This window comes from Nonomuraea longispora (assembly GCF_004348345.1).
Lineage (GTDB): Bacteria > Actinomycetota > Actinomycetes > Streptosporangiales > Streptosporangiaceae > Nonomuraea > Nonomuraea longispora.
On sequence record NZ_SMJZ01000165.1, the window covers coordinates 1 to 20609 of the forward strand.

General features: G+C 70.1%; 17 protein-coding genes. 9 read left to right on the forward strand and 8 right to left on the reverse strand.

The window, feature by feature from the left end; all coding sequences use genetic code 11:
* The first annotated feature begins 270 nt into the window (after positions 1–270).
* On the forward strand, positions 271–1176 hold the full coding sequence (locus E1267_RS32490; protein ID WP_132338218.1) for a glycerophosphodiester phosphodiesterase family protein: 906 nt from the start codon (positions 271–273) through the stop codon (positions 1174–1176).
* 22 nt (positions 1177–1198) lie between these two features.
* Here E1267_RS32490 and corA read toward each other — a convergent pair whose 3' ends face one another.
* Positions 1199–2266 carry a magnesium/cobalt transporter CorA gene (gene corA / locus E1267_RS32495; protein ID WP_246064399.1) on the reverse strand — a complete coding sequence of 356 codons (1068 nt, stop codon included), beginning with the start codon at positions 2264–2266 and terminating at the stop codon, positions 1199–1201.
* A gap of 403 nt (positions 2267–2669) precedes the next feature.
* On the opposite strand from corA, the gene purD reads away from it, so the two are divergent.
* The 5 genes from purD (at position 2670) to E1267_RS32520 (ending at position 8926) form a co-directional block, all read left to right on the forward strand.
* Positions 2670–3884 (forward strand): phosphoribosylamine--glycine ligase, encoded by a 1215-nt coding sequence (purD, locus tag E1267_RS32500; protein ID WP_132338220.1) that lies wholly within the window; start codon positions 2670–2672, stop codon positions 3882–3884.
* Entirely contained in the window at positions 3881–4717 is an 837-nt protein-coding gene (locus E1267_RS32505) for a phosphoribosylaminoimidazolesuccinocarboxamide synthase (RefSeq protein ID WP_132338221.1), read from the forward strand. Before purD ends, E1267_RS32505 begins: the two co-directional genes overlap by 4 nt.
* Before the next feature lie 79 nt (positions 4718–4796).
* On the forward strand, positions 4797–6062 hold the full coding sequence (gene murA / locus E1267_RS32510; RefSeq protein ID WP_132338223.1) for a UDP-N-acetylglucosamine 1-carboxyvinyltransferase: 1266 nt from the start codon (positions 4797–4799) through the stop codon (positions 6060–6062).
* Between the two features lie 201 nt (positions 6063–6263).
* A complete protein-coding gene (locus E1267_RS32515; protein WP_132338225.1) occupies positions 6264–7553 on the forward strand; it encodes a GTP cyclohydrolase IIa in 1290 nt (429 codons plus the stop codon).
* A gap of 359 nt (positions 7554–7912) precedes the next feature.
* Positions 7913–8926, forward strand: coding sequence for an EamA family transporter (locus E1267_RS32520; RefSeq protein WP_132338227.1), 1014 nt, complete (start codon positions 7913–7915; stop codon positions 8924–8926).
* Here the strand turns inward: E1267_RS32520 and E1267_RS32525 are convergent.
* Positions 8807–10108 carry an aspartate aminotransferase family protein gene (locus E1267_RS32525; RefSeq protein ID WP_165959925.1) on the reverse strand — a complete coding sequence of 434 codons (1302 nt, stop codon included), beginning with the start codon at positions 10106–10108 and terminating at the stop codon, positions 8807–8809. The two genes, E1267_RS32520 and E1267_RS32525, sit on opposite strands and share 120 nt — an antisense overlap.
* 136 nt (positions 10109–10244) lie before the next feature.
* On the opposite strand from E1267_RS32525, the gene E1267_RS32530 reads away from it, so the two are divergent.
* Positions 10245–11105 carry a fumarylacetoacetate hydrolase family protein gene (locus tag E1267_RS32530; RefSeq protein WP_246064400.1) on the forward strand — a complete coding sequence of 287 codons (861 nt, stop codon included), beginning with the start codon at positions 10245–10247 and terminating at the stop codon, positions 11103–11105.
* 40 nt (positions 11106–11145) lie between these two features.
* Positions 11146–12225, forward strand: a complete 1080-nt coding sequence (locus tag E1267_RS32535) for a helix-turn-helix transcriptional regulator (protein WP_132338231.1) — start codon at positions 11146–11148, stop codon at positions 12223–12225.
* A 338-nt stretch (positions 12226–12563) separates the two neighbouring features.
* Here the strand turns inward: E1267_RS32535 and E1267_RS32540 are convergent, their stop codons facing one another.
* The 6 genes from E1267_RS32540 to E1267_RS32565 are packed head-to-tail and all read right to left on the reverse strand — an operon-like array spanning position 12564 to position 19416.
* Positions 12564–13844 carry a transcriptional regulator gene (locus E1267_RS32540; RefSeq protein WP_132338233.1) on the reverse strand — a complete coding sequence of 427 codons (1281 nt, stop codon included), beginning with the start codon at positions 13842–13844 and terminating at the stop codon, positions 12564–12566.
* A 39-nt stretch (positions 13845–13883) separates the two neighbouring features.
* The gene (locus E1267_RS32545) at positions 13884–14684 is read right to left on the reverse strand and encodes an amidohydrolase family protein (RefSeq protein ID WP_132338235.1); all 801 of its coding nucleotides are present in this window, start codon (positions 14682–14684) and stop codon (positions 13884–13886) included.
* Positions 14681–15436, reverse strand: a complete 756-nt coding sequence (locus tag E1267_RS32550; protein ID WP_132338237.1) for an amidohydrolase family protein — start codon at positions 15434–15436, stop codon at positions 14681–14683. The genes E1267_RS32545 and E1267_RS32550 overlap by 4 nt, the downstream gene beginning before the upstream one ends.
* Positions 15433–17151: a heparinase II/III family protein gene (locus E1267_RS32555; protein ID WP_132338239.1), complete on the reverse strand. Its 1719-nt coding sequence runs from the start codon at positions 17149–17151 to the stop codon at positions 15433–15435. The genes E1267_RS32550 and E1267_RS32555 overlap by 4 nt, the downstream gene beginning before the upstream one ends.
* Positions 17151–18149 carry a Gfo/Idh/MocA family protein gene (locus E1267_RS32560; RefSeq protein WP_132338241.1) on the reverse strand — a complete coding sequence of 333 codons (999 nt, stop codon included), beginning with the start codon at positions 18147–18149 and terminating at the stop codon, positions 17151–17153. The genes E1267_RS32555 and E1267_RS32560 overlap by 1 nt, the downstream gene beginning before the upstream one ends.
* Positions 18133–19416, reverse strand: coding sequence for an ABC transporter substrate-binding protein (locus E1267_RS32565; RefSeq protein ID WP_132338243.1), 1284 nt, complete (start codon positions 19414–19416; stop codon positions 18133–18135). Before E1267_RS32565 ends, E1267_RS32560 begins: the two co-directional genes overlap by 17 nt.
* A 178-nt stretch (positions 19417–19594) precedes the next feature.
* Between E1267_RS32565 and E1267_RS32570 the strand changes: the two genes are divergently transcribed.
* Entirely contained in the window at positions 19595–20482 is an 888-nt protein-coding gene (locus tag E1267_RS32570; RefSeq protein ID WP_132338245.1) for a carbohydrate ABC transporter permease, read from the forward strand.
* Positions 20483–20609: the final 127 nt, after the last annotated feature.

Here is a 20609-nt window from a genome sequence, read left to right on the forward strand (position 1 = left end):
GGTGCGGGGACGATGTGGCGGGCCACGTGTCCTGGGAGGCCGACGTCGACCCGCGTGCCCCAGGGTTCGGGTACGGGCCGGGGGGCTCTACGGGAGATCACCCATCCGTTTACCCATGCCCTGACTGTTGCGGGATGGGCCTTATTGAGAACCTCCGTCATGCAATCCAGCTTATTGTCTGAGGTCTAGTCATCGACCGGGCGTAGCAGGATAAAAAGGACACGGCGTGGCACTGTCTAGTCGCACCCCCAGCCAGGTAGGGTCCGGGTTGTGCGCGTTGAGATTCATGGTCACCGGGGTGCTCGCGGCCTCTGGCCGGAGAACACCCTGCCGGGGATGAGCCGCACGATGGAGCTGGGCGTGCACGCGCTCGAGCTCGACGTCGCGCTCACCGCCGATCGGCGCCTCGTGCTCACGCACGACCTCACGGTCTCCGCCGTGACCAGCGCCGACAGGCGGCCCATCCGTGCCGGCGACCCGCTCTTTCCCTATGTCGGCAAACCGATCAACTCGCTCAACCTCGCGCAGCTGCGCACGCTCGACGTGGGCGTGCGGCTGCCGCGCCATCCCGACGACCCCTTCGCGCTGACCCAGGTCCCGATGCCCGAGACCCGCATGCCGACGCTCGGTGCGGTGCTGGGGCTGGTGAACGCCTACGAAGCCGAGAGCGTACGCCTGCACGTCGAGCTGAAGTCCGACCCGACCAGGCCCGAGCTGACGCCCGACCCGGAGGCCTTCGTCGAGCAGGTCGTCGAGGAGCTCGACCGGCACGGACGGCTGGACAACGTCGCCATCCTCAGCTTCGACTGGCGCATCATCCGCCATACCGCCGGGCTGGTCCCTGGCGCGCGCAGGTTCGCGCTGATCGAACCCGACACGCTGCACTGGCACGACGACCTGGGCGACGACGTGGCCGCCGCCGCGCGCGACGCCGGGGCGACCACGCTCTCGCCCAAGCACACCATGGTGGACGAGGCCCTGATGGCGCAGGCGGCGGCGGCCGGTCTCGACGTGGCGGTGTGGACGGTCAACGACGCCGAGCTGGCGGGCCGGATGCTGGATCTGGGGGTGGCCGGGATCGTGACCGACTATCCAGACCGGATGCGGGACCTGTGGCGTGAGCGCGGGCTGCAGCTGCCCGAGCCGGTGGGGCCGCTCAAGCCCGTCGGCGTCTGAGATCGGGGCGGGGAAGCCGGACCTAGAGCCAGCCGTTGCGGCGGAAGCCCCGATGGAGCAGCACGCAGGCCGTGATCATGACGGTCAGCACCGCCGGATAGCCCCACACCTGCTTGGTCTCCGGCATGAAGTCGAAGTTCATCCCGTAGATGCCGGCGATCATCGTAGGCACCGCGAGGATGGCCACCCACGAGGAGATCTTGCGCATGTCCTCGTTGGCCAGCGCGTTGGAGCGGGCGAGCGCCGCCTGCAGTATGGAGCTGCACAACTCGTTGGACGACTCCACCTGCTCGCACACGCGCGACAGGTGGTCACCGACGTCGCGGAAGTATTCGCGCATCTCCGACGGGACGACGCGGCGCTGGGGCAGCGCCGACAGCGGCGCCTGCAGCGGGGTGACGGCCCGCTTCATCTCCAGCATCTCGCGCTTGAGCTGGTAGATGCGGTTGATGTCGCGGGAGCTGACGTCGGCGAACACGGTCGCCTCGACATCCTCCAGCTCCAGCTGCATGAGGTCGGACACCTGGAGGTACTGGTCGACCACGTGGTCGGCGATGGCGTGCAGCACGCCGGCCGGTCCGCGGCTCATCAGCTTGGGTTTGTCCTCGAGGCGCTCGCGGACCGCGGTGAGCGGGCAGTGCTCGCCGTGCCGCACGGTCACCACGAAGTCGGCGCCGAGGAACACCATGATCTCGCCGGTGGCGATGATCTCGTTGTCGCCGGGCCCTCTGCCGGGGTCGAGGTAGGCGACGGTCTTGAGCACCATGAACAGGGAGTCGGCGTACCGCTCGATCTTGGGTCGCTGGTGGGCCTTGACCGCGTCCTCGACGGACAGCGGGTGCAGCTCGAACACCTCGGCCAGCCACTCCACCTCGGGCGCCTCGGGCTCGTGCAGCCCCACCCAGACGAACGCGTTGGCGCCCTCGGCGCTCTTGTTGTGCTCGCGTACGAGGTGGAGCGCCTCGATGATGCCCGGGGCGGCGACCTTTGCGCCGTGGACGTAGGCGCCGAACTCGACGACGGACTCAACGGGAGGCACACGTACGTCACGCACCGGGGTGGCGTGCTGGCGCGCGACGTGCTGCCGCACAGGGTGACGGTTGATGCGACGGAAAAGCGTGGACGAGCGCATGGCAGTCCCTTTCCGCCCGACCTGGCACGCTCCACGCGCGACGAGAAGTCACCTCAATCAAGAACAGAGGCGTGGAGGCACGATCAGGCTGCCGGATTGGAGTGGTCGGGGGTACGCAGGTCGTACGTGAAAGAGCACGTACTGCTGGGATCACCAGGTTTCATCCCGGACCACCTCCAATCACACAAGGACGCCGCAAAGCCGCCTTAACCTATCACAGGCGGGGGAAGCAATCTGACGATACTAGGCCGAGAGCAGTCCTCCCCGGTGGAACTCACCAAAGATCGTCGTCTATTCCGGCAGGCGGTCCGCGCCGCGGACCTGTGGGAGCCCACGCCGGCGGGCCTGCGACAATGAGTGCGTGCGCGTTCTAGTCATTGGTTCCGGAGGGCGTGAGCACGCCCTGTGCCGTTCCCTCAAGCTCGATCCCCAGGTCAGCGAGCTCCACTGCGCTCCGGGCAACCCGGGCATCGAGCAGGTCGCGACCGTCCACGCGGTCGACCCGCTCGACCCCGCGCAGGTGGCCGATCTGGCGACGCGGCTGCGGGTCGATCTCGTCGTCGTCGGGCCCGAGGCGCCGCTCGTGGCGGGCGTGTCCGACGCGGTGCGCGAGGCCGGCGTCGCGTGTTTCGGGCCGTCCAGCGAAGCGGCCATGATCGAGGGCTCCAAGGCGTTCGCCAAGGAGATCATGCAGGCCGCCGACGTGCCCACCGCACGGTCGCGGACCTGCGAGAACGAAGAGCAGGCCGCGGCCGCGCTCGACGAGTTCGGCCCGCCCTACGTCGTCAAGGACGACGGGCTCGCGGCGGGCAAGGGCGTCGTCGTGACCGACGACAGGCAGCAGGCGCTGGACCACGCGCGCTCGTGCGGGCGGGTGGTGATCGAGGAGTTCCTCGACGGGCCGGAGGTGTCGCTGTTCGCGTTGTGCGACGGCAGCACGGCCGTTCCGCTGCAGGTCGCCCAGGACTTCAAGCGGGCCCTCGACGGCGACCATGGCCCCAACACCGGCGGCATGGGCGCCTACACGCCGCTGCCGTGGGCGCCCGACGAGCTCACCGACCAGGTCATGCGGGAGGTCGTGCACCCGACGATCGCGGAGTTGTCGCGGCGCGGGCTGCCCTACCAGGGGGTGCTCTACGTCGGGCTGGCCCTGACCTCGAAGGGCCCGAAGGTGGTCGAGTTCAACGCGCGCTTCGGCGACCCGGAGACGCAGGTGCTGCTCGACCGGCTGGAGACTCCGCTCGGCGGCCTGCTGATGGCGTGCGCGACCGGCGAGCTGGGGCTCGACCCGGTGTTCAAGGACGGCAGCGCCGTCACGGTGGTGATCGCGGCGGAGAACTATCCCGGCACTCCGGTCAAGGGCGACGTGATCACGGGGATCGAGCCGTCCGACAACGCCTACGTCATCCACGCCGGCACCAGGCGCGAGGGCGACACGATCGTCTCCAACGGCGGGCGGGTGCTCAGCGTGGTGGGCCACGGCCCCGACCGGCAGAGCGCGCGGCGCCACGCCTACGACCTCGCCGGGCGCATCACGCTGCGCGGCTCCCACTACAGGACGGACATCGCCCTATGAAGCACGTGCACTCCGGCAAGGTGCGCGATCTCTACGAGACGGATGACGGCCTGCTGCTGATGGTCGCCTCCGACCGGATCTCGGCCTTCGACCACGTGCTGGAGCCCGGCATCCCCGACAAGGGCGCGATCCTCACGCAGTTGTCGTTGTGGTGGTTCGACCAGCTCGGGGACATCGTGCCCAACCACATCGTGGCGAGGGGCGACGAGGCCCGCAGCGTGGTGTGCAGGCCGCTGACGATGGTCCAGGTCGAATGCGTGGCCCGGGGCTACCTGACGGGCGGCGGGCTGGCCGAATACCGCGAGAGCGGCACCGTCTCCGGGGTGCGCCTGCCCGAGGGGCTGCAGGACGGGTCGCGACTGCCCGAGCCGATCTTCACGCCGTCCACCAAGGCGCCGGTGGGTCAGCACGACGAGCCGATCTCGTACGAGCGGGTCGTGGCGCAGGTCGGCGAGAAGCCGGCCGACGAGCTGCGGCGCATCACGCTGGCCGTCTACGCGCGCGGCGCGGAGATCGCCCGCGAGCGGGGCATCATCGTGGCCGACACCAAGATCGAGCTCGGCTGGGACTCCGACGGGGTGCTGACCTTGGGCGACGAGGTTCTCACGCCGGATTCATCGCGTTTCTGGCCGGCCGATGCCTGGCAACCGGGCCGTCCGCAACCTTCTTTCGACAAGCAATTTGTACGCGATTGGCTACTATCGCCCGAATCCGGATGGGACAAAGCCTCCGGAACCCCCCCACCTCGCTTGCCTGACGACATCGTGGAGCGCACGCGCGAACGATACCTAGAAGCGTATGAGCGCATCACGGGAGCTCCCTTTAGCGGATGATTCGGCTGGGTCATGTGGTGTTACCGACTACTGTTGGCCCGATCGAGCCTCACCGCCGGAATTCAAGGAGCCGCACGAAATGGTCCGTTACCGCGTGCGCGGTGGCAACGCACTGCGTGGAACCGCGTTCATCCAGGGCGCGAAGAACGCCGTGCTTCCCATGATCGGTGCGGCGCTGCTGGCCGCGAAGGGCCGCACCGTCCTGCGCAACGTGCCGATCATCGAGGACGTCCGCCGCGCCATCGAGCTGGCCGAGGCGGTCGGCGCGTACGTCGAACTCCACGAGTCCGAGCGCACGCTCGTCATCGACGCCTCCCGGCTGACCAGCCCGGTGCTGCCCGCCGAGATCGCCCGGCGCTTCCGCGGCTCGGTGTTGTTCACCCCCGCGCTGCTGCACCGCCTCGGCGAGGCCGTCGTCGAGGGCGTCGGCGGCTGCAACCTCGGCAGCCGCAACCTCGACTTCCACTACCTCGGCTACAAACGGCTGGGCGCGATCGTCGACGAGGGCGAGACCGTCATCCACGTCAAGGCGTCCGGCCTGACCGGGGCGACCCTCTACCTCGACACCCCCTCGCACACCGGCACCGAGAACCTCATCATGGCCGCCTCCCTGGCCAAGGGCACCACCGTGATCGAGAACGCCGCCCTCGAACCCGAGGTGCTCGACGTCATCGACATGCTCACCAAGATGGGCGCGCGCATCAGCGGCGGCGGCACCGGGTTCATCACCGTCGAGGGCGTCGACAAGCTGCACGCCGTCGAGCACACGGTCATGCCCGACCGGCTCGACGCGGGCGTGTTCGCGATGGCCGCGGCGATCACCGGGGGCGAGCTGAGCCTCGTGGGCACCGGCCTCGACCTGGGCGTCGTACGGTACAAACTGGAGCAGATGGGCGTCGAGTTCGCCCGGCAGGGCGCGGTGCTGCACGTGCGCTGCGAGGGCCCGCTGCGGCCCATCAACATCATCACCGACACCTATCCCGGGTTCGCCACCGACCTGCAGTCGCCGATGATGACCGTCGCGGCGCTCGCCGACGGCACCAGCTACATCCACGAGCGCATCTTCGACGGCCGTTTCGCGCTGGCCGGCGAGTTGAACAAGATGGGCGCCGGCGTCGAGGTCGACGGCAGCAGGGCCGTCGTGCGCGGCCGCACCCCTCTCACCGGCACCGAGGTGACGGCCCACGATCTGCGCTCCGGCATCGCTCTCGTGCTCGCCGGACTCGCCGCCGAAGGCGAGACCGTCATCGGCAGCGGCTACCTCATCGACCGCGGCCACGCGCATCTCGCCGCTCGAATGCGCGCGCTCGGCGCGGACATTACACGAGAGATTTCCCCGCACTAAAAAACGGGAGAAAATGCTCGTTGAGCTGCTAGGACATCTTGTCGGGCGGTCAACCTGAACGGCTTTCCGGAAAAGTCGGGCGTGACATTACGGCCCCCGCGAGCGATCGTTCCAAAAGAGAGCACCGCAACGGACGGCAGGATGGGACGAACATTGGTCGAGAGGGCCGAAGAAACTCCCCGAGTGTCACGCCCGGGCGCCATGACACCGGACCTCACCATCGGCGTGGTCGGACCCCACGACCTTGTCGAGCGAGTCATGCTGATGGGACACGCCGCGGCACCGCTGCCGTGTCGCCTGGTGGCGGCCGCCTACCGCGACGAGCAAGAGGCGCCCGACAAGGTGACGAGGCTCGGACCCGGTGTCGACGCATGCTTGTTCGCCAGCCCGGTCCCTTATGACCTGGCCAGGCGATCAGGCGTGCTGACGATGCCCGCGACCTACGTGCAACTCGGCGGAGCAGCATTGGTGGCGGCGTTGGCCAAGGCCGCGCTCGACACCCGGATGGACCCCAAACGGGTCAGCATCGACGTGGTCAGCCGGGCCGATGTCGAGGAGGCGTACACCGACCTCGGCATCCCCGCCACGGACGTGCACAGCCGCGACGAGCCGGGCGCCACCGGCACGATCGCGGCCTACCACGAACGGCTGGCCAGGCAGGGCGCGACCACGGGAGCGCTCACATGCCTGGCCGCCGTGGCCGAACGCCTGCACACGGCGGGCGTGCCGGTCATCAGGATCAAGCCGACCTCCGCCGCGGTCCGCACGGCGCTGCACACCGCGGCGCTGCTCGGGGCGCATCACCGGCTGGAGGAGTCGCAGCTGACCGTGGTGCTGGTGGAGGTGCCGACGCTGCGCGAACCCGTGCGCCGCGCCGCGCCCCGCTACTGGCGCGACGAGCTGCGGTTGTCGCTGCAGCGGCTGCTGGTCCAGGAGGCGAACCGCATCAACGCGACCGTCTGGCCCATCGACGATCACAGCTACCTGGTCACGGCGACCAGGGGCTCGATCGCGGCGGCCACCGACGGTTTCCGGGTGTTGCCGTTCGCGGCCAGGATCAGGGACGAGCTGGGGCTGGCGGTCGAGGTCGGCGTGGGCATGGGACGGACGACCCACGACGCGGAGTCGCACGCGCGGGCCGCGCTGGCCCGCACACAGGCGGGCAAGCAGGCGCAGGGGTTCGCGGTCGACCGCGAGGGACGGGCGCTCATCCCGGCCCCGCGGATGCCGCCCACCGGCGCCACGGCACTCAAACCCAAAGGGGTCGAGGTGCTGGCCCGGCTGGCGGCCAAGCTGGAGGGCGGCGACACGGTGGTGGACGCCGAAGGGGCAGGCAAGATGCTGGGGGTGACACCCCGTACGGCTCGGCGGTTGCTGCGCACGTTGGTTGACGAGGGACTCGCGTGGCCGCTACCGCCCAACCGCACTCCCCAGCCCGGCCGGCCCCGGCAGCTCTACCGGCTGATCGTGGAGAAGCTGGGGCCGCGCTGATCGCCCCCGGCTGATCCACCCGGTACGCGGCCCGCCGCCTCACCTTCCCCCTCCGACGGCGGCGGGCTCGCTTCCGGTTGCCCCGCAGCGTGGCCTTCCCTGCCCTGAGGCGTGTCCGGAATGTGATGCCTTGGCGAATCTGCGGTTGACACTTGGGGAAATGGCGGTTGGTCCTCGCGAGAAGGGGTATGAATTGCGACGCCCCCGATCGACGGGATTCGGACGGGGGCACCAATCTTCCGATGGTCCCTCGTTCGCCGTGCGCAGGTGAGAGTTCCCTGCCACCGCAGAGATCGGGCCACCTGCTTGTCCGAAAGCCGCGCGGTTTCTGTCGGGCCGCTCCGCTACTGTCATGACCCATGGACCACAATGCTCCTGACTCGCGGTCCCCGCTCATCGTCTGGGGCGCCCTCGCCATCGTCTACGTGGTGTGGGGATCGACCTATCTCGGCATCGGCATCGTGGTCGAGTCGATCCCGCCGCTGCTCGGCGCCTCCATGCGGTTCCTCGCCGCGGCCGTGCTCCTCGGCGGCTTCCTGCTCCTGACGTCCGGCAAGCGGGCCTTCACGATGACCCGGCGGCAACTCCTCAGCGCCTCGCTGGTGGGGGTGCTGCTGCTCACCCTGGGCAACGGCATGCTGTCGGTGGCGGAGCAGTACATCTCGACCGGGCTGGCGGCGCTGCTCGTGGCGTCGGTGCCGCTGTGGCTGGTCGCCTTCAGGTTCGTGGTGCGTGACCGTCCCAGGGCGGCGACCATGGCGGGCGTGCTGGTGGGGCTCGGCGGCGTGGCCGCGCTCTCGCTCACCGGCAACGAAGGCGCGGCCGCCACGGGCATCGCGGTGGTGCTGGTCGCCTCGCTGCTGTGGGCCGTGGGCGCGTTCCTGTCGGGGCGCGTCACGATGCCCGCCAACTCGTTCGCGACGAGCACGATCGAGATGCTCGCGGGCGGCCTCGGCCTCGCGGTGCTCGGCGCCGCGACGGGCGAGCGGCTCGACCCGGCGACGATCACCGGCAGGTCCTGGATCGCGCTCGCCTACCTCATCCTCGTGGGCTCGCTGATCGGGTTCACGGCGTTCTCGTGGCTGCTCGGCAACGCCCCCATCTCGCTCGTGTCGACGTACGCCTACGTCAACCCCGCCGTGGCAGTCGTGCTGGGCGCGCTGGTGCTGAGCGAGCCGATCACCCCGCGCATCCTCGTGGGCGGAGCGATCATCCTGGTCGGCGTCGCCCTGGTCATCACGACGGAACGCCGGTCAAAGGTCCCGCAGCGCTCCGGCGAACGCGTCGACCGTGGCGTCGACGTCGGCCGCCGTGTGCGCCGTCGACATGAACCACAGGCCGCGCGGGACCATGTTGACTCCCCTGTCGAGTAGCGCCTCGTGCAGCCTGGCCATCTTGGCCCGGTCGGTGGCGGCGAAGTCCCGGTAGTCCCGCACGGCGGGCGCGTCGGTGAAGTAGGTCTGGAACACCGGGCCGGGGCCGTCCACGAGCATCGGCACGCCGGCCTCGGCCGCGGCCGACCGCAGGCCCTCCATCAGCGCCGCGCCGCGCTCGTACAGCGTGCCGTAGACCTCCTCGCGCCGTTCGTCGAGGACGCGCAGCGTCGCCTCGGCCGCCGCGATGCCGACCGGCTGGGAGTTGAACGTTCCCGCGTGGGCCACCTTGCCCGTCGAGATGTGGTCCATGACCTCCGCCCGGCCGGTCAGCGCCGACACCTGCATGCCGCCGGCCATGGCCTTGCCGAACACCGACAGGTCGGGGGTGATCCCGAGGTGTTCCTGGGCGCCTCCCGGCGCGAGCCGGAAGCCGGTGATGATCTCGTCGAAGATCAGCAGGGAGCCGTGCTCGTCGCACAACCGCCGCACGCCCTCCAGATAGCCGGGGTCGGGGCTGATCGCGCCGGTGTTGCACAGGACCGGCTCGGCGATGACGGCGGCGATCTGCCCCGAGTGCCGTTCCATCAGGCCGGTCAGGGTATTCAGGTCATTCCACGGGCAGATGACCAGGTCGTCCGCGTGTCCCGGCTGCTGCCCCGCCGTGCCCGGCACCGCCACGGGCTCCTTGGACGGTCCTGCGGCCTCCACGGCGGGGTGCACGCTGTAGAGGACGGGGTCGAGCCAGCCGTGGTAGTGGCCCTCGAACTTGAGGACCTTGGAGCGCCCTGTGTAGCCGCGGGCCAGCCTGAGCGCGCCGTGCACGGCCTCCGAGCCGACGGTGTTGAACCTCACCCGTTCCGCTGAGGGCACCATGGCGCAGACCCGCTCGGCCACGCGTACCTCGGCGGCGTGCTGGGCCGAGTAGACCATGCCGCGGGCCGCCTGGGCCGCGATCGCTTCCACGACCTCGGGCGGGCAGTGGCCGAGCAGCGCCGGCCCCTGGCCGAGCACGTAGTCGACGTAGGAGTTGCCGTCCACGTCCCACAGACGCGCGCCCTGGGCGCGGTCCGCGTAGAGGGGGACGCCGGCCACCCGGCGGGCGTCGCTGGAGACGCCACCGGCCAGGTAGCGTCGGCCGTCGGCATGGAGGTCACGGCTGACGTGCAAGGTCCTGCTCATGGGGACCATCAAAGGCCGCGGCGACGTCCGCCGACAAGGAGGAGAGCAACAAGGAGGGCGTCATCGCAAGGACGGGCCCTTGTGAGGCCCGCGAGGCACCTGGTGAGCTTGAGAGGACCTCCAGGAAGGAATGGCCGTGTTTCTCGGGCGTATCCGGCGCTCCCCCGCCGATGAAGTGGAACTGGTGGCCTGGCGCGAGGGTGGGGATCTTCTCAGCCTGGCCGGGATGCGAGCCGGTGACGATCCGGTGGCCCTGCTCGGCGAGTACGGGCTCGACCGGCTCACCGACGAGGTGAACCGGCTCTGGGCCGGCGCGCGGGAGTTGCTGCACGAGTCGTCGGTGGTGTTCGAGCCGCCGGTGGCGACCTGCACGAAGATCTGCTGCCTGGCGCTGAACTACGTCGCGCACGCGGAGGAGAGCGGGCTGGAGGTGCCGCCGGAGCCGGTGTTGTTCTTCAAGCCGCCGTCCGCGCTGACGGGCCACAACCGCCCGGTGACGGCTCCGGCGCGTACGAAGCACCTGGAGCACGAGGTCGAGCTGGCGGTCGTCGTCGGCTCGACGGTCCGCGACCTGCCCGCCGAGCGCTGGCGCGAGGCCGTGGCCGGCTACACCGTGATCAACGACATGACGGCCCGCGACCTGCAGCTGGCCAACATCGCCCGCAACGCGCCGTGGGACCAGGCCAAGGGGTTCGACACGTTCGCGCCGGCGGGGCCGTATCTCGCGACCGTGGACGAGGTGCCCGACCCGCAGAATCTGGAGCTGACACTCGAGGTCGACGGGGAGGTGCGGCAGCGGGCCAACACCAAGCAGATGGTGTTCGGGATCCCCGAGCTGGTCGCCGACCTGTCGGACGGGATGACGCTGCTGCCCGGCGACCTCGTCGCCACCGGCACCATCGCCGGGATCGCCCCGCTGAAGGAGGGGGACGTCATGCGGGCCACCGTGCAAGGCGTGGGCACACTGATCAACCGGGTCGACTTTCGGTCCGCCTAAACCATAGATATCGGCGCACCTTACTCGTACCCTGGAAGGTATGGAGTTCACGGTCGGCGCCCTCATCGACATCGACGACTACGTCGCCTCGACGCGGGCCCACGGCCGTGAGTGGGCGCGCATCCAGCTCGACCAGGCCGACCGCGCGGTCCGCGCGGCGACGGCACGGCGGCCGGCGTCCTGCGAGCCGCTGCCGCCCGACGAGTGGCTGGTCAGGCTGAGCGGCGACGACCCCGACCGGCTGATGGGGGAGGCGACCGCGCTGGCCGAGCAGATCCGCGCGGGCATCGTCAACGCCACCGGCCTCACCGCGACCGTCAGCCTGGGCACCCCGCGGGAGGGCCCAGACAGCACGACGGTGATCGAACGGGACGCCCGGCGTACCAACTCCTACAAGCTGCTGCTGGGCGGCGACAGGGTCATCACGGCGCCGCAGGAGGAGCACTCCTGCGCGCCGCCTCCCGTGCGCATCGAGGCGGAGCTGGCCCGCCGCGTCCAGGCCGGCGACAGGGGCGGCGCGGCCGGGCTGCTCGCGGGCTGGGTGGACAGGTGCGTCCAGGAGCGCGGCCTGTCCCCGAGCACGCTGCACAACTGGCTGATGGGCGAGCTGCTGTTCGTGGTCGACGTCGTCAACCGGGGACGGCTCACGGGCGGCTCCACCGACTGGGTCGACGCGTTCGCGCGCCTGCCCATCGAGGAGCTGACCACGGTGACCCAGATCCACGAGCGCTCCTACCTGCACATCTGGATCGAGGAGACGTTGTGGCGGCTGATGCCGCCCGCCCCCCGCGACATCCTGTCGATGGCCGAGAGCTACATGGCGGTCCACTACACCGATCCGCGGCTGCGGCTGGCGGCGGTCGCGCAGGCCGTCAGCGCCAGCCCGTTCTACATCGCGCACCTGTTCGCCGACGTGCGCGGGACGACGTTCCTGCGCCACCTGACCGCGTTGCGGCTGCGCCACGCCCGCGTCCTGCTCACCGCCACCACAGCGCCGATCGACATGGTGGCCGCCCGCTCGGGCTATCTGAGCGCGAAGGTGTTCCGCGGCGTGTTCAAGCGCCACGTCGGCTGCTCGCCCAGCGAGTATCGCCGCAACCACCGGCCTGTGCCGTCCTGAGACCGCCGCCTCCGTCCGGCCTCCGGCTCGAAGGCGATCTCGTGTGGGAACGATCCCACACATCGGACGGAAGGCGCTCATGGATCAGCGATGGGAGCTGCGGGGTTTCCTCGGGGACGACTGACCTGCTCTCCGGGTGGGTGTCGCAGCGCACCCGGGTCTACCGGACCAAGCTGAGCGCGCCGGACCTGGCAACCGGCCAGCGGGCGTTCCTGGAGTTCGACGGCATCGGCCACTCCGCCTCCGTCCACCTCGACGGCGAGCGCATCGCCACGCACGAGGGCGTGCTGCTCGACGGCTGGAACGTCGGCCCCCCGGCTGATCAGCGGAGAAGAGGGCTAGTCGGCGCGCGACACCAGCCGGTACGGCTGCCGCGGCCGGCCCGCCTGCGACGACCTGACCGGCGGGAGCGCCCACGCCAGCCCCTCCTCCACGAGGCTCTGCAACACGCGGCGGGCGCTGCGCGGCGCGACGCCCAGCACCTCGGCCACGCTCTCCGCGTCGACCACCATCGCCTCGGGGTCGTCGCCCAGCCGCTCAAGGAGCCGGTCGAGCGTTCTGGCCGCCTTGGAGCCGGCCGCGGGCTCCTCCACCGGCTCCCTCCTGCGCCGTTGCCGCAGCGGCAGCGAGGTAGCGGTGCCGTCGCCGCCGACCAGGAAGGCGGCGGTGGCGTCGGCCGCGCGCGCACGTTCGACGGCGATGAGGGCGTGGGCGTCGGCGTCGCGGGCGGTGTTGCCGAGCCCGATGCCCACCTCGACGACCATCCCGAGGTCGGCGCGCACCCGGTCGGCGAACGGCGCCACCCGGAACCCGTCGGTGGCCTGCGAGAGGGCGCCCACCGTCGCCGTGATCACGTAGCTGTTCTCCTCCCGCGGGGCGACGGTCGCGCCCATGAGCCGGGCCTCGGCCAGCAGCGACCGGTGCAGCGACAGCTTCAGCTCCTGCTGCCAGTAGTTGCCCGGCCCCGACTGCGCCGGGCGGGCCGAGGCCGCGAGCTCGACGAGCACGATGGCGATCTGCGACTCCTCCAGGCGGCTGCCCGTGCCCAGCAGCGTCGCGGTGTTGATGGCCAGCCGCAGCGTGTGCGGGGTGGGCATCATCCGCAACACCGGCACCTTGGCCGCCTCCAGCTTGCGTGCCACGGTCCTGACCGTGGTCAGCGCCGCCGTGGTGGCGCCCTCGCGGTAGAGCCGCTCGTGGAAGGCGACGAAGTCGCGCACCGAGTCGGGCTGCCGGTATTCGGAGACGTGCACGCCGTTCATGGGCACGCCGATCTCCTGGTAGGCCTCGGCCACGTCGGCGCGGGCGATCGAGTCGATGCTCACCCTGGCGGGGTCGATCCGCATGGACAGCGTGCCGCGCAGCAGGCTGGAGTAGAGGCCGGCCCCGCTCACCGGCACGAACGTGGCGGGCACCGGCAGCTCGCCCGTCTGGGTCGCCAGGTCGTGCTGGAGCGGCCCGGTGAACAGGACCGCGTCGATGCTGCCCGCTATCTTGGCGAGCTTGTCGCGGGTCTCGTGCTCACCCGCATGCGGCGCGCCCACCAGCCGGAACGACGCGGCCGAGGGCAGGCTCGCGCCGATGTGCACGATCTGCTCGACCAGATCGTGCGGCCCCACCACACCAATCGCGATCTTGGATCGTAGACCGTCCAACCTTTATGCCCCTGTTTTTCCGAGCAGAGCGGTAATGGTGCCCCCGAGTACCGCTGCCCTGTCGTCGTCGCTGAGATCTGAGAACAGTATCCGTCCCAACGACATACGCAGATCGATGAAGGGAAAGTCCGATCCGTACACGACCCTGTGCGCGCCGAGTCTGCGGACCATCCCGGCGATTGCCGCGCCCGTGTTGTACGACCCGCACACCTCCAGGATGACCCGCTCGTGCCGCTCGGCCACCTCGATCGACTGGTCGATGCCGAGAGGCGTCACCCCCGAGTGCCCCGCCAGGATCGTGGCGCGCGGGTGCCGCCCGGCCACCTCGCCGACCAGCGGCAGGTCGTTGTACGGCGAGCCCGAGTAGGTGTGGGTGAGCACCGGCCGCCCGGTGAGCTCCGCGTACTCCCAGACCGGGGCGTAGCGCGAGCCGGTCAGCGGATACTCGTGCAGGTCGGGATGGAGCTTGACCCCGCCGAAACGCGGGTCGTCGCCCCACCGTTCGAGCTCGGCGACCGGGTCCTGCCACGGGTTGACGGTCAGGTAGCCGGTGAACCTGCCGGGCGCCCGCTCCACGATCTCCGCGGTGGCCGCGTTGCCCTTGGCGGCGTCGAGCTGGATCGCCAGGTGGCTGGAGAGCATCGCGTGCGCGACGCCGCACCGGTCCATCACCGCGATCATCCCGGCCGGGTCGGGGTCGGGGATGAAGAACACGCTGTACGGCCCGGCATGGGCGTGCGCGTCGACGATCCTCGTCGCCTGCTGCGGGCGGCGCGCCCACAGAGCCGTCGTCAGCTCGTTCATGCCGCTCTGACTTCCTTCCTCAGCAGCCGGCGCAGGTTGCCCGCGCCGATGGCCGCGACCTCGGCCTGCCCGAGCTCCGACCAGAGCAGCCGGGTGACCGCCTCGGCCGGATCGCGGTAGGGCGCTCCCGTGCCGAAGACGAACCGGTCCGCGCCGAACCGGGAGACCAGCCACTCCAGCCCGCGGTGCGAGGACAGGTCGGCCAGTCCGATGCTCACGTTGCCCGTCCTGTCCAGGACGCCGGCGATCTGCCGCAACTTCCGGTAGCCCACGCCGCCGACGACGATCCGCAGGCACGGATGCGCCCGCGCGAGCGCCTCCACCTCCTGCCAGCTGGTCTGGCCCGCGTCCACGAGCAGCGGCAGCCGTACGGACTCCACGGCGTCGAGGCCGGGAGCCGCGTCGGCGCCCGCGAGGTCCCAGCCGTGCTCGCGCGGGAAGGCGCGTACGGCGACCACGCCCGCCTCGACGGCGGCGCCGGCGAACCCCGCGCCCGTCTCCCCGCACGTGTCGGGCAGCAACACCCAGCACGGGCTGAGCCTCGGCTGCCCGGCGAGCAGGCCGGTCAGCTCCCGGTTGCCCCTGGCCGGGTCGTGCAGCCACGACGTCATGCTGCCGACCACGGCCTCGGCGATGCCCACGCGGTCCATCGCGGCGAGCAGCTCGGCCACGGTTCCCCCGCCCACGTCGCGACGCGGGTGGCGGCCGAGCATGACGTCCGCGTCGATCAGGACCGGCCGGTCCTCGCTCATCGGCCGCCCCAGTGCTCGGCGAGCCCGTCCCGCGCCCAGCCGTGCGCGGTGAACGTGTCGGTCACGCCGTCCACGCGGATGGCGGGCGGGCTCACCTGGACCTCGGGAGGTACGTCCTGGAACGGGAAGACGGCGACCGTGAACCGGCCGTCGCGGCGGCGCAGCCCCAGCGAGTGGATCTCGCCGTAAGGAGCGGTGGCGGTCGCGGGGTCGGGCATCCTGGCCGGCCCGCTGCCGAACGTGACCTCGTCCGGCGGCTGCGCGGGCACCACGAGCAGCCCGGGGCCCTGGCTGCTCGCGTGGCCGGGGCCGTGCTCGACCCACGGCGACGTGCCGTGGATCAGCCAGATCGCCTCCGCGTCGATCTCGTCGGTGATCAGCCAGTAGGACGGCTCGGTGCGTACGAAGACGATCCGGCGGTCGTGCCTGGCCCGGTAGCCGTGGTGGTGGCCGGCGAAGACGTCCACGTGCTCGCCCGCGTGGAACAGGTCGCGGGCCGCCCTGCGGTCCTCGGCGTAGTCCTCGCCGGGCACGAGCAGGGTGTTGTGGCCCCTGGTCGCCTGGAACCAGTCGTAGTAGCCGGGGTCGTCGTAGGACGGCGGGCCTCCCGCCTCCCAGGCCAGCGGCACCCCCCAGCCGGACGACACGAAGTCGAGCGCCGCGTGGTGGCTGTGCGGCTCCAGTTCGTGGCCGATGTAAGGCCCGTGGTTGATCACGGTGTGCAGGGTGCCGGAGCGGAAGATCGTGTACGCGCTGTCCTCCAGGGCGTGCGAGCCCTTCACGGGCACCACCGGCTCGCCCAGCAGCTCCTCCCCGGTCCGCATCATCTCGGCGGGCCACACCACGCCGCTGTCCTGCAGGTGCGGCACCCAGCCGCCCGAGGTCGTCAGCGAGGCCAGCCAGTCGTGCATGGCGCGGAAACGCGGGTGGGCGACCAGGTCGGGGTCGACCGACGCGGCCCGCTGCACGCCCCCCAGGCACATGCCGTGATAGCCGGGGGAGCGCTCGTGGTGGCCGCCGTCCTCGCGCACGTCACGTTCCAGGTGTTCCAGGATGCGCGCCCTGGCCACCTCGGCCCACTGCCCCGACTCGGGCAGGTCGGCGAACACGCGGGCGACGTGCAGCAGCTCGCAGACGGTGGCGAACTGCCAGTTGCCGTGCCGGAACTCGTCGTGCTCCTCGGCCGCCCACCGGGCGCCGCCCACCACGGTCTTCGTCATCTCCAGCCAGCACGCGTCGCTGAGCGCGGGCTCGGTGCCGAAGACGGCCAGCGCCCGGGTGACGTGCATCGAGCGGGAGGCGACGCCGAGGGAGTACCACACCACGTCGAGCCCCGGCCAGTCGCCTTCGACCAGGTCACGGCCGGCGTACCACTGGCGGAAGAAGCGGTCCCACTCGCGGGCGTAGCGGGGGTCGCCGGTCTGCGCGTAGGCCGACACCAGGGGCATCATCCACCTGAGGTAGTGGAAGCCGTACAGCCGGGAGCGGCCGTGGCCCTTGTCGAGGAAGTCCACCTCGGTGCCGACCAGCCGGTCCGCCTCCGCCACGTCCTCGGGGCGGGGCCGCGGCCACACCGGGTCGCGTCGCCGCCACGGCCGCGCCTGCGCCACCGACGTCACGCCCAGCTCGGCGAGCAGCGCCTCGTCGGTGATGTGCCGCATCCGCACCGGGTCCACGTGCGGCGGCTTCTCCACGTACGTGACATCCGTCCCCATCAGAGCTTCACCGGCTTCCCCGTACGGGCCGACTCGTGCGCGGCCGCCAGGATCGCGGTCACGTGCCGGGAGCTCTCCACGGTGATCAGCGGCTCTGTCCCCGCGATCGCGCAGTCCACGAAGTGGTGGATCGCGTCGCGGTAGGCCCCCGCCGGCACCCCGTGCACCACCCGCTGCAACATGTTCCTGGGATAGGCGTAGCCGTCCTCCGTCGCCACCTGGATGTTCTCCTTCTGGCGGTCGAGCTGGATGACGCCCGTCTCGCCGGCCACGGTGACGTAGCTGTCCACCATGGTGGGGAAGGTGTCGGGGTAGATCCAGGCCGACTCGAACGTGGCGACCGCGCCCCGGCCGAACCTGGCCTGGATCTGCATGGCGTCGGGGGTGTCGATGCCCCGGCCGCGCAGCTTGCCGTATCTGGCCGTGGCGAACACCTCGACCACCTCGTCGTCGTACAGCCAGGTCATCAGGTCGACGTCGTGGCTGGACAGGAACCAGGCGCAGGTGGTCTCGTCGGCCCAGCCGAGCATCTCGGTGGGCACGTGAATGGTGTCGTCCTTGCGGGCGTAGCCCACGACCGGCTCGCCGATCGCCCGCATCTGGTCCTTGGCCTGCGCGTACGCCGGCACCCACCGGTGGTTGAACAGGCACATGGCCACGACGCCGGCCGACCGGATGGCGGCGACGGCGCGGTCGGCGTCGGCCACCGTGGTGGTGAACGGCTTCTCGACCAGGATGTGCACGCCCGCGCGGGCGGCGGCCACCATGACGTCGGCGTGCAGGTGGTCGGGCGTGGTGATGGAGACCGCGTCCACCGTGCCGGAGTCGAGCAGCTCCTGGTAGCCGGGGTAGACGGTCGCTCCTGGAGCGTGTTCGAGCGGCCGGCGGGCGACCGCGGTGATCTGGGTCATGGGATGGGCGGCGAAGACCTCGGCGTGGCCGCGGCCCATGAGGCCGGCGCCGATGATCCCGATGCGGAGTTCAGGCAAGTGCGTCATTCCATTTTTTCTCGGCGGCGTCGAGTGCTTCCTCGGCGCTCTGGGATCCCTGGAGGAAGGCTCTGACCTCTTCCATGAGGTATTCGGCGAGCTCGGCGTCCTTGGTGGTGCCGAGCGGGACGTACTGCAGCTGCGGCAGCCCCTTGACGATCACCTGGCGGGCGGCGGCCATCGGATCGTCGCCCTCGGCATCGGTGAAGAAGGGGTCCTTGGTCGAGGAGACCGTGGACGGGTAGATCGGCACGATCTTGCAGAAGGCCAGCTGGTTGGCGCCGTTGGTGAAGTACTTGATGAACTCGGCGGCGGCCTTCTTGTGCGTGGAGGCCGCGGGGATGGAGAAGGCCTGCTGGGCGAGCAGCGTGTAACCGCCGGAGCTCATCCTCACCGGCTCGGTGATGGCGAGGTCCTCGTAGACCTCGGGGGCGTTCTTCTGGATGTTGAGCAGCTCGGCGGCGTTGGCCATCGGTTTGAAGGCCACCTGGCCGTTCTCCAGCGACTGCGGCAGGTTGCGGATGTCCTTGGAGACGGCCCCTGGCGCGATGCCGTGCCTGTCGTAGCTCTTCTTGAACATCTCGAGCACGGCGACCGCCTCGGGCGTGTTGAACGCCGCCTTCTTCTTGTCGTCGGTCAGCAGGGGGACGCCGTGGTAGCGCAGCGCGGTGTGGTCGGGGATGGTGTTGGTGCCGTTGACCTTGGTCCTGTCGTAGACCGTGTCGGCCAGCTTGAGAGCCTCGGACCAGGACGTGGGCGGCGCCTTCTCGTCGAAGCCGGCCTTGGAGACCACCGACCTGCGGTACATCGCGACCGGGGCGCCGCCGTTGTACCAGGGCACGGCGTAGAGCTTGCCGTTCATCCGCATCGGCTCGACCAGGTTGGGCTGGAAGTCCGCCAGGTCCTTCTGGCCGAAGTAGGCGTCGAGCGGTTCGAGTGACGGGACGAACCTGCCCAGCTCGATCGAGTTGACGTTGACCGCGTCGGGCACGTCACCGCTGGCCACGGCGGCGAGCAGCTTGGTCGCGCTCTCCTGGCCGGGGACGTCCACCCACTTGATGCTGACCTTGGGGTGTTCCTTCTCGTACTGGGCGATGAGGCCGGTGATGTAGTCGCTGTAGTTCTTCTTCAGGTTGATCGTCCAGAACTCGACCTCACCCTCGAAGGGCGGGTCGTCCGCGGGCGCCGCGGCGGTCTGGGGCGAGGTGCCGGCGACGCAGCCGGCGGTGAAGAGGGACAGCGCAAGCGCGCCGATCGTTAAGGCACATCGAGTCATCTCCGCGAGCCTCCTGCAAGATATGGCCGTCCTTAATCGCCACTTTCGGCACCATGTCAGCCTCACAACGGAACGTCAAGAGGCGCGGTCTTGACCATCTCGATCAGCCGAATGTACGCTTCCCCAAATTCTGGCCAGCCTTTATCAAATCTTAGGACGGCAAAAAGGATGTGATGCGATGGCCGCCGGCCGGATCCCAGGGCAGCGGTGGTACACGCCCTACCTGTTCGTGATCCCGGCGCTCGTCCTGTTCGGCGTGTTCTTCGCCTGGCCGGCGGTCACCGCGATCCAGCTGTCGTTCCTCGAGTACGACGTGGTGTCCCAGCCGGTCTACATAGGGATGGAGAACTTCACCAGGATCGTCGGAGACGGCAGGTTCTGGACCGCACTGCTCAACTCGCTGCTCTTCCTGGTGGGCATGTTCCCGCTGCTGGTGGTGGTGCCGCTGCTGCTCGCCGTACTGGTCAACCAGAGACTCCCCGGCATCAGGACGTTCCGGATGCTCTACTACCTACCGGTCGTGACCTCGATGGTCGCCGTCGGCGTCGCCTGGGAGTACGTCTTCCACCAGCAGGGCGTGCTCAACTGGATCCTCACCGCGGCAGGGCTGCTCGACCAGCCCATCCAGTACCTCCTCGACCCCTTCTGGGCGCTGCCCGCGCTCGTCCTGGTCGAGGGCTGGAAAAGCATGGGTTTCTACATGATGATCTATCTGGCCGGACTGCAGACCATCCCCACCAACCTGTACGAGGCCGCGAAGGTCGACGGCGCCACCGCCTGGCACCGGCTGCGTCACATCACGGTGCCGCTGATGGTGCCCTACATCGCGGTCGCGGTGACGGTGGAGATGCTCGACGCCATGCAGGCCTTCACCTCCATCTACGTGATGACCCGAGGCGGCCCGCAGGACGCCACCCTCACCCTCGGCTACTACATCTGGTCGGCGGCGTTCGAGCACTACGAGATGGGCTACGCCAGCGCGATGGGGCTGGTGCTCTGGGTGCTGATGATCGCCATGGCCGTCCTCAACTACCGGCTCACCCGCGGACGGACGGTCGTGCCATGAGCCTGCCCATGAGACTGCGCCGCGCCGGGATGTACATCCTGCTGACGGCGATCGCTCTGGTCTTCGTCGGCCCGTTCCTGATCCTGCTCTCCGCCGGGCTGAAGCCCGCCGGCCAGGCGGTCTTCTC

Bases quoted from the DNA above. Each gene is read 5' to 3' on its own strand.
- E1267_RS32570 (WP_132338245.1), top strand. From the start codon at position 19,595: ATGGCCGCCGGCCGGATCCCAGGGCAGCGGTGGTACACGCCCTACCTG.
- E1267_RS32525 (WP_165959925.1), bottom strand. From the start codon at position 10,108: ATGAGCAGGACCTTGCACGTCAGCCGTGACCTCCATGCCGACGGCCGA.
- E1267_RS32545 (WP_132338235.1), bottom strand. From the start codon at position 14,684: ATGAACGAGCTGACGACGGCTCTGTGGGCGCGCCGCCCGCAGCAGGCG.
- E1267_RS32505 (WP_132338221.1), top strand. From the start codon at position 3,881: ATGAAGCACGTGCACTCCGGCAAGGTGCGCGATCTCTACGAGACGGAT.
- E1267_RS32515 (WP_132338225.1), top strand. From the start codon at position 6,264: ATGACACCGGACCTCACCATCGGCGTGGTCGGACCCCACGACCTTGTC.
- murA (WP_132338223.1), top strand. From the start codon at position 4,797: ATGGTCCGTTACCGCGTGCGCGGTGGCAACGCACTGCGTGGAACCGCG.
- E1267_RS32565 (WP_132338243.1), bottom strand. From the start codon at position 19,416: ATGACTCGATGTGCCTTAACGATCGGCGCGCTTGCGCTGTCCCTCTTC.
- E1267_RS32555 (WP_132338239.1), bottom strand. From the start codon at position 17,151: ATGGGGACGGATGTCACGTACGTGGAGAAGCCGCCGCACGTGGACCCG.
- E1267_RS32550 (WP_132338237.1), bottom strand. From the start codon at position 15,436: ATGAGCGAGGACCGGCCGGTCCTGATCGACGCGGACGTCATGCTCGGC.
- E1267_RS32560 (WP_132338241.1), bottom strand. From the start codon at position 18,149: ATGACGCACTTGCCTGAACTCCGCATCGGGATCATCGGCGCCGGCCTC.
- E1267_RS32520 (WP_132338227.1), top strand. From the start codon at position 7,913: ATGGACCACAATGCTCCTGACTCGCGGTCCCCGCTCATCGTCTGGGGC.
- E1267_RS32535 (WP_132338231.1), top strand. From the start codon at position 11,146: ATGGAGTTCACGGTCGGCGCCCTCATCGACATCGACGACTACGTCGCC.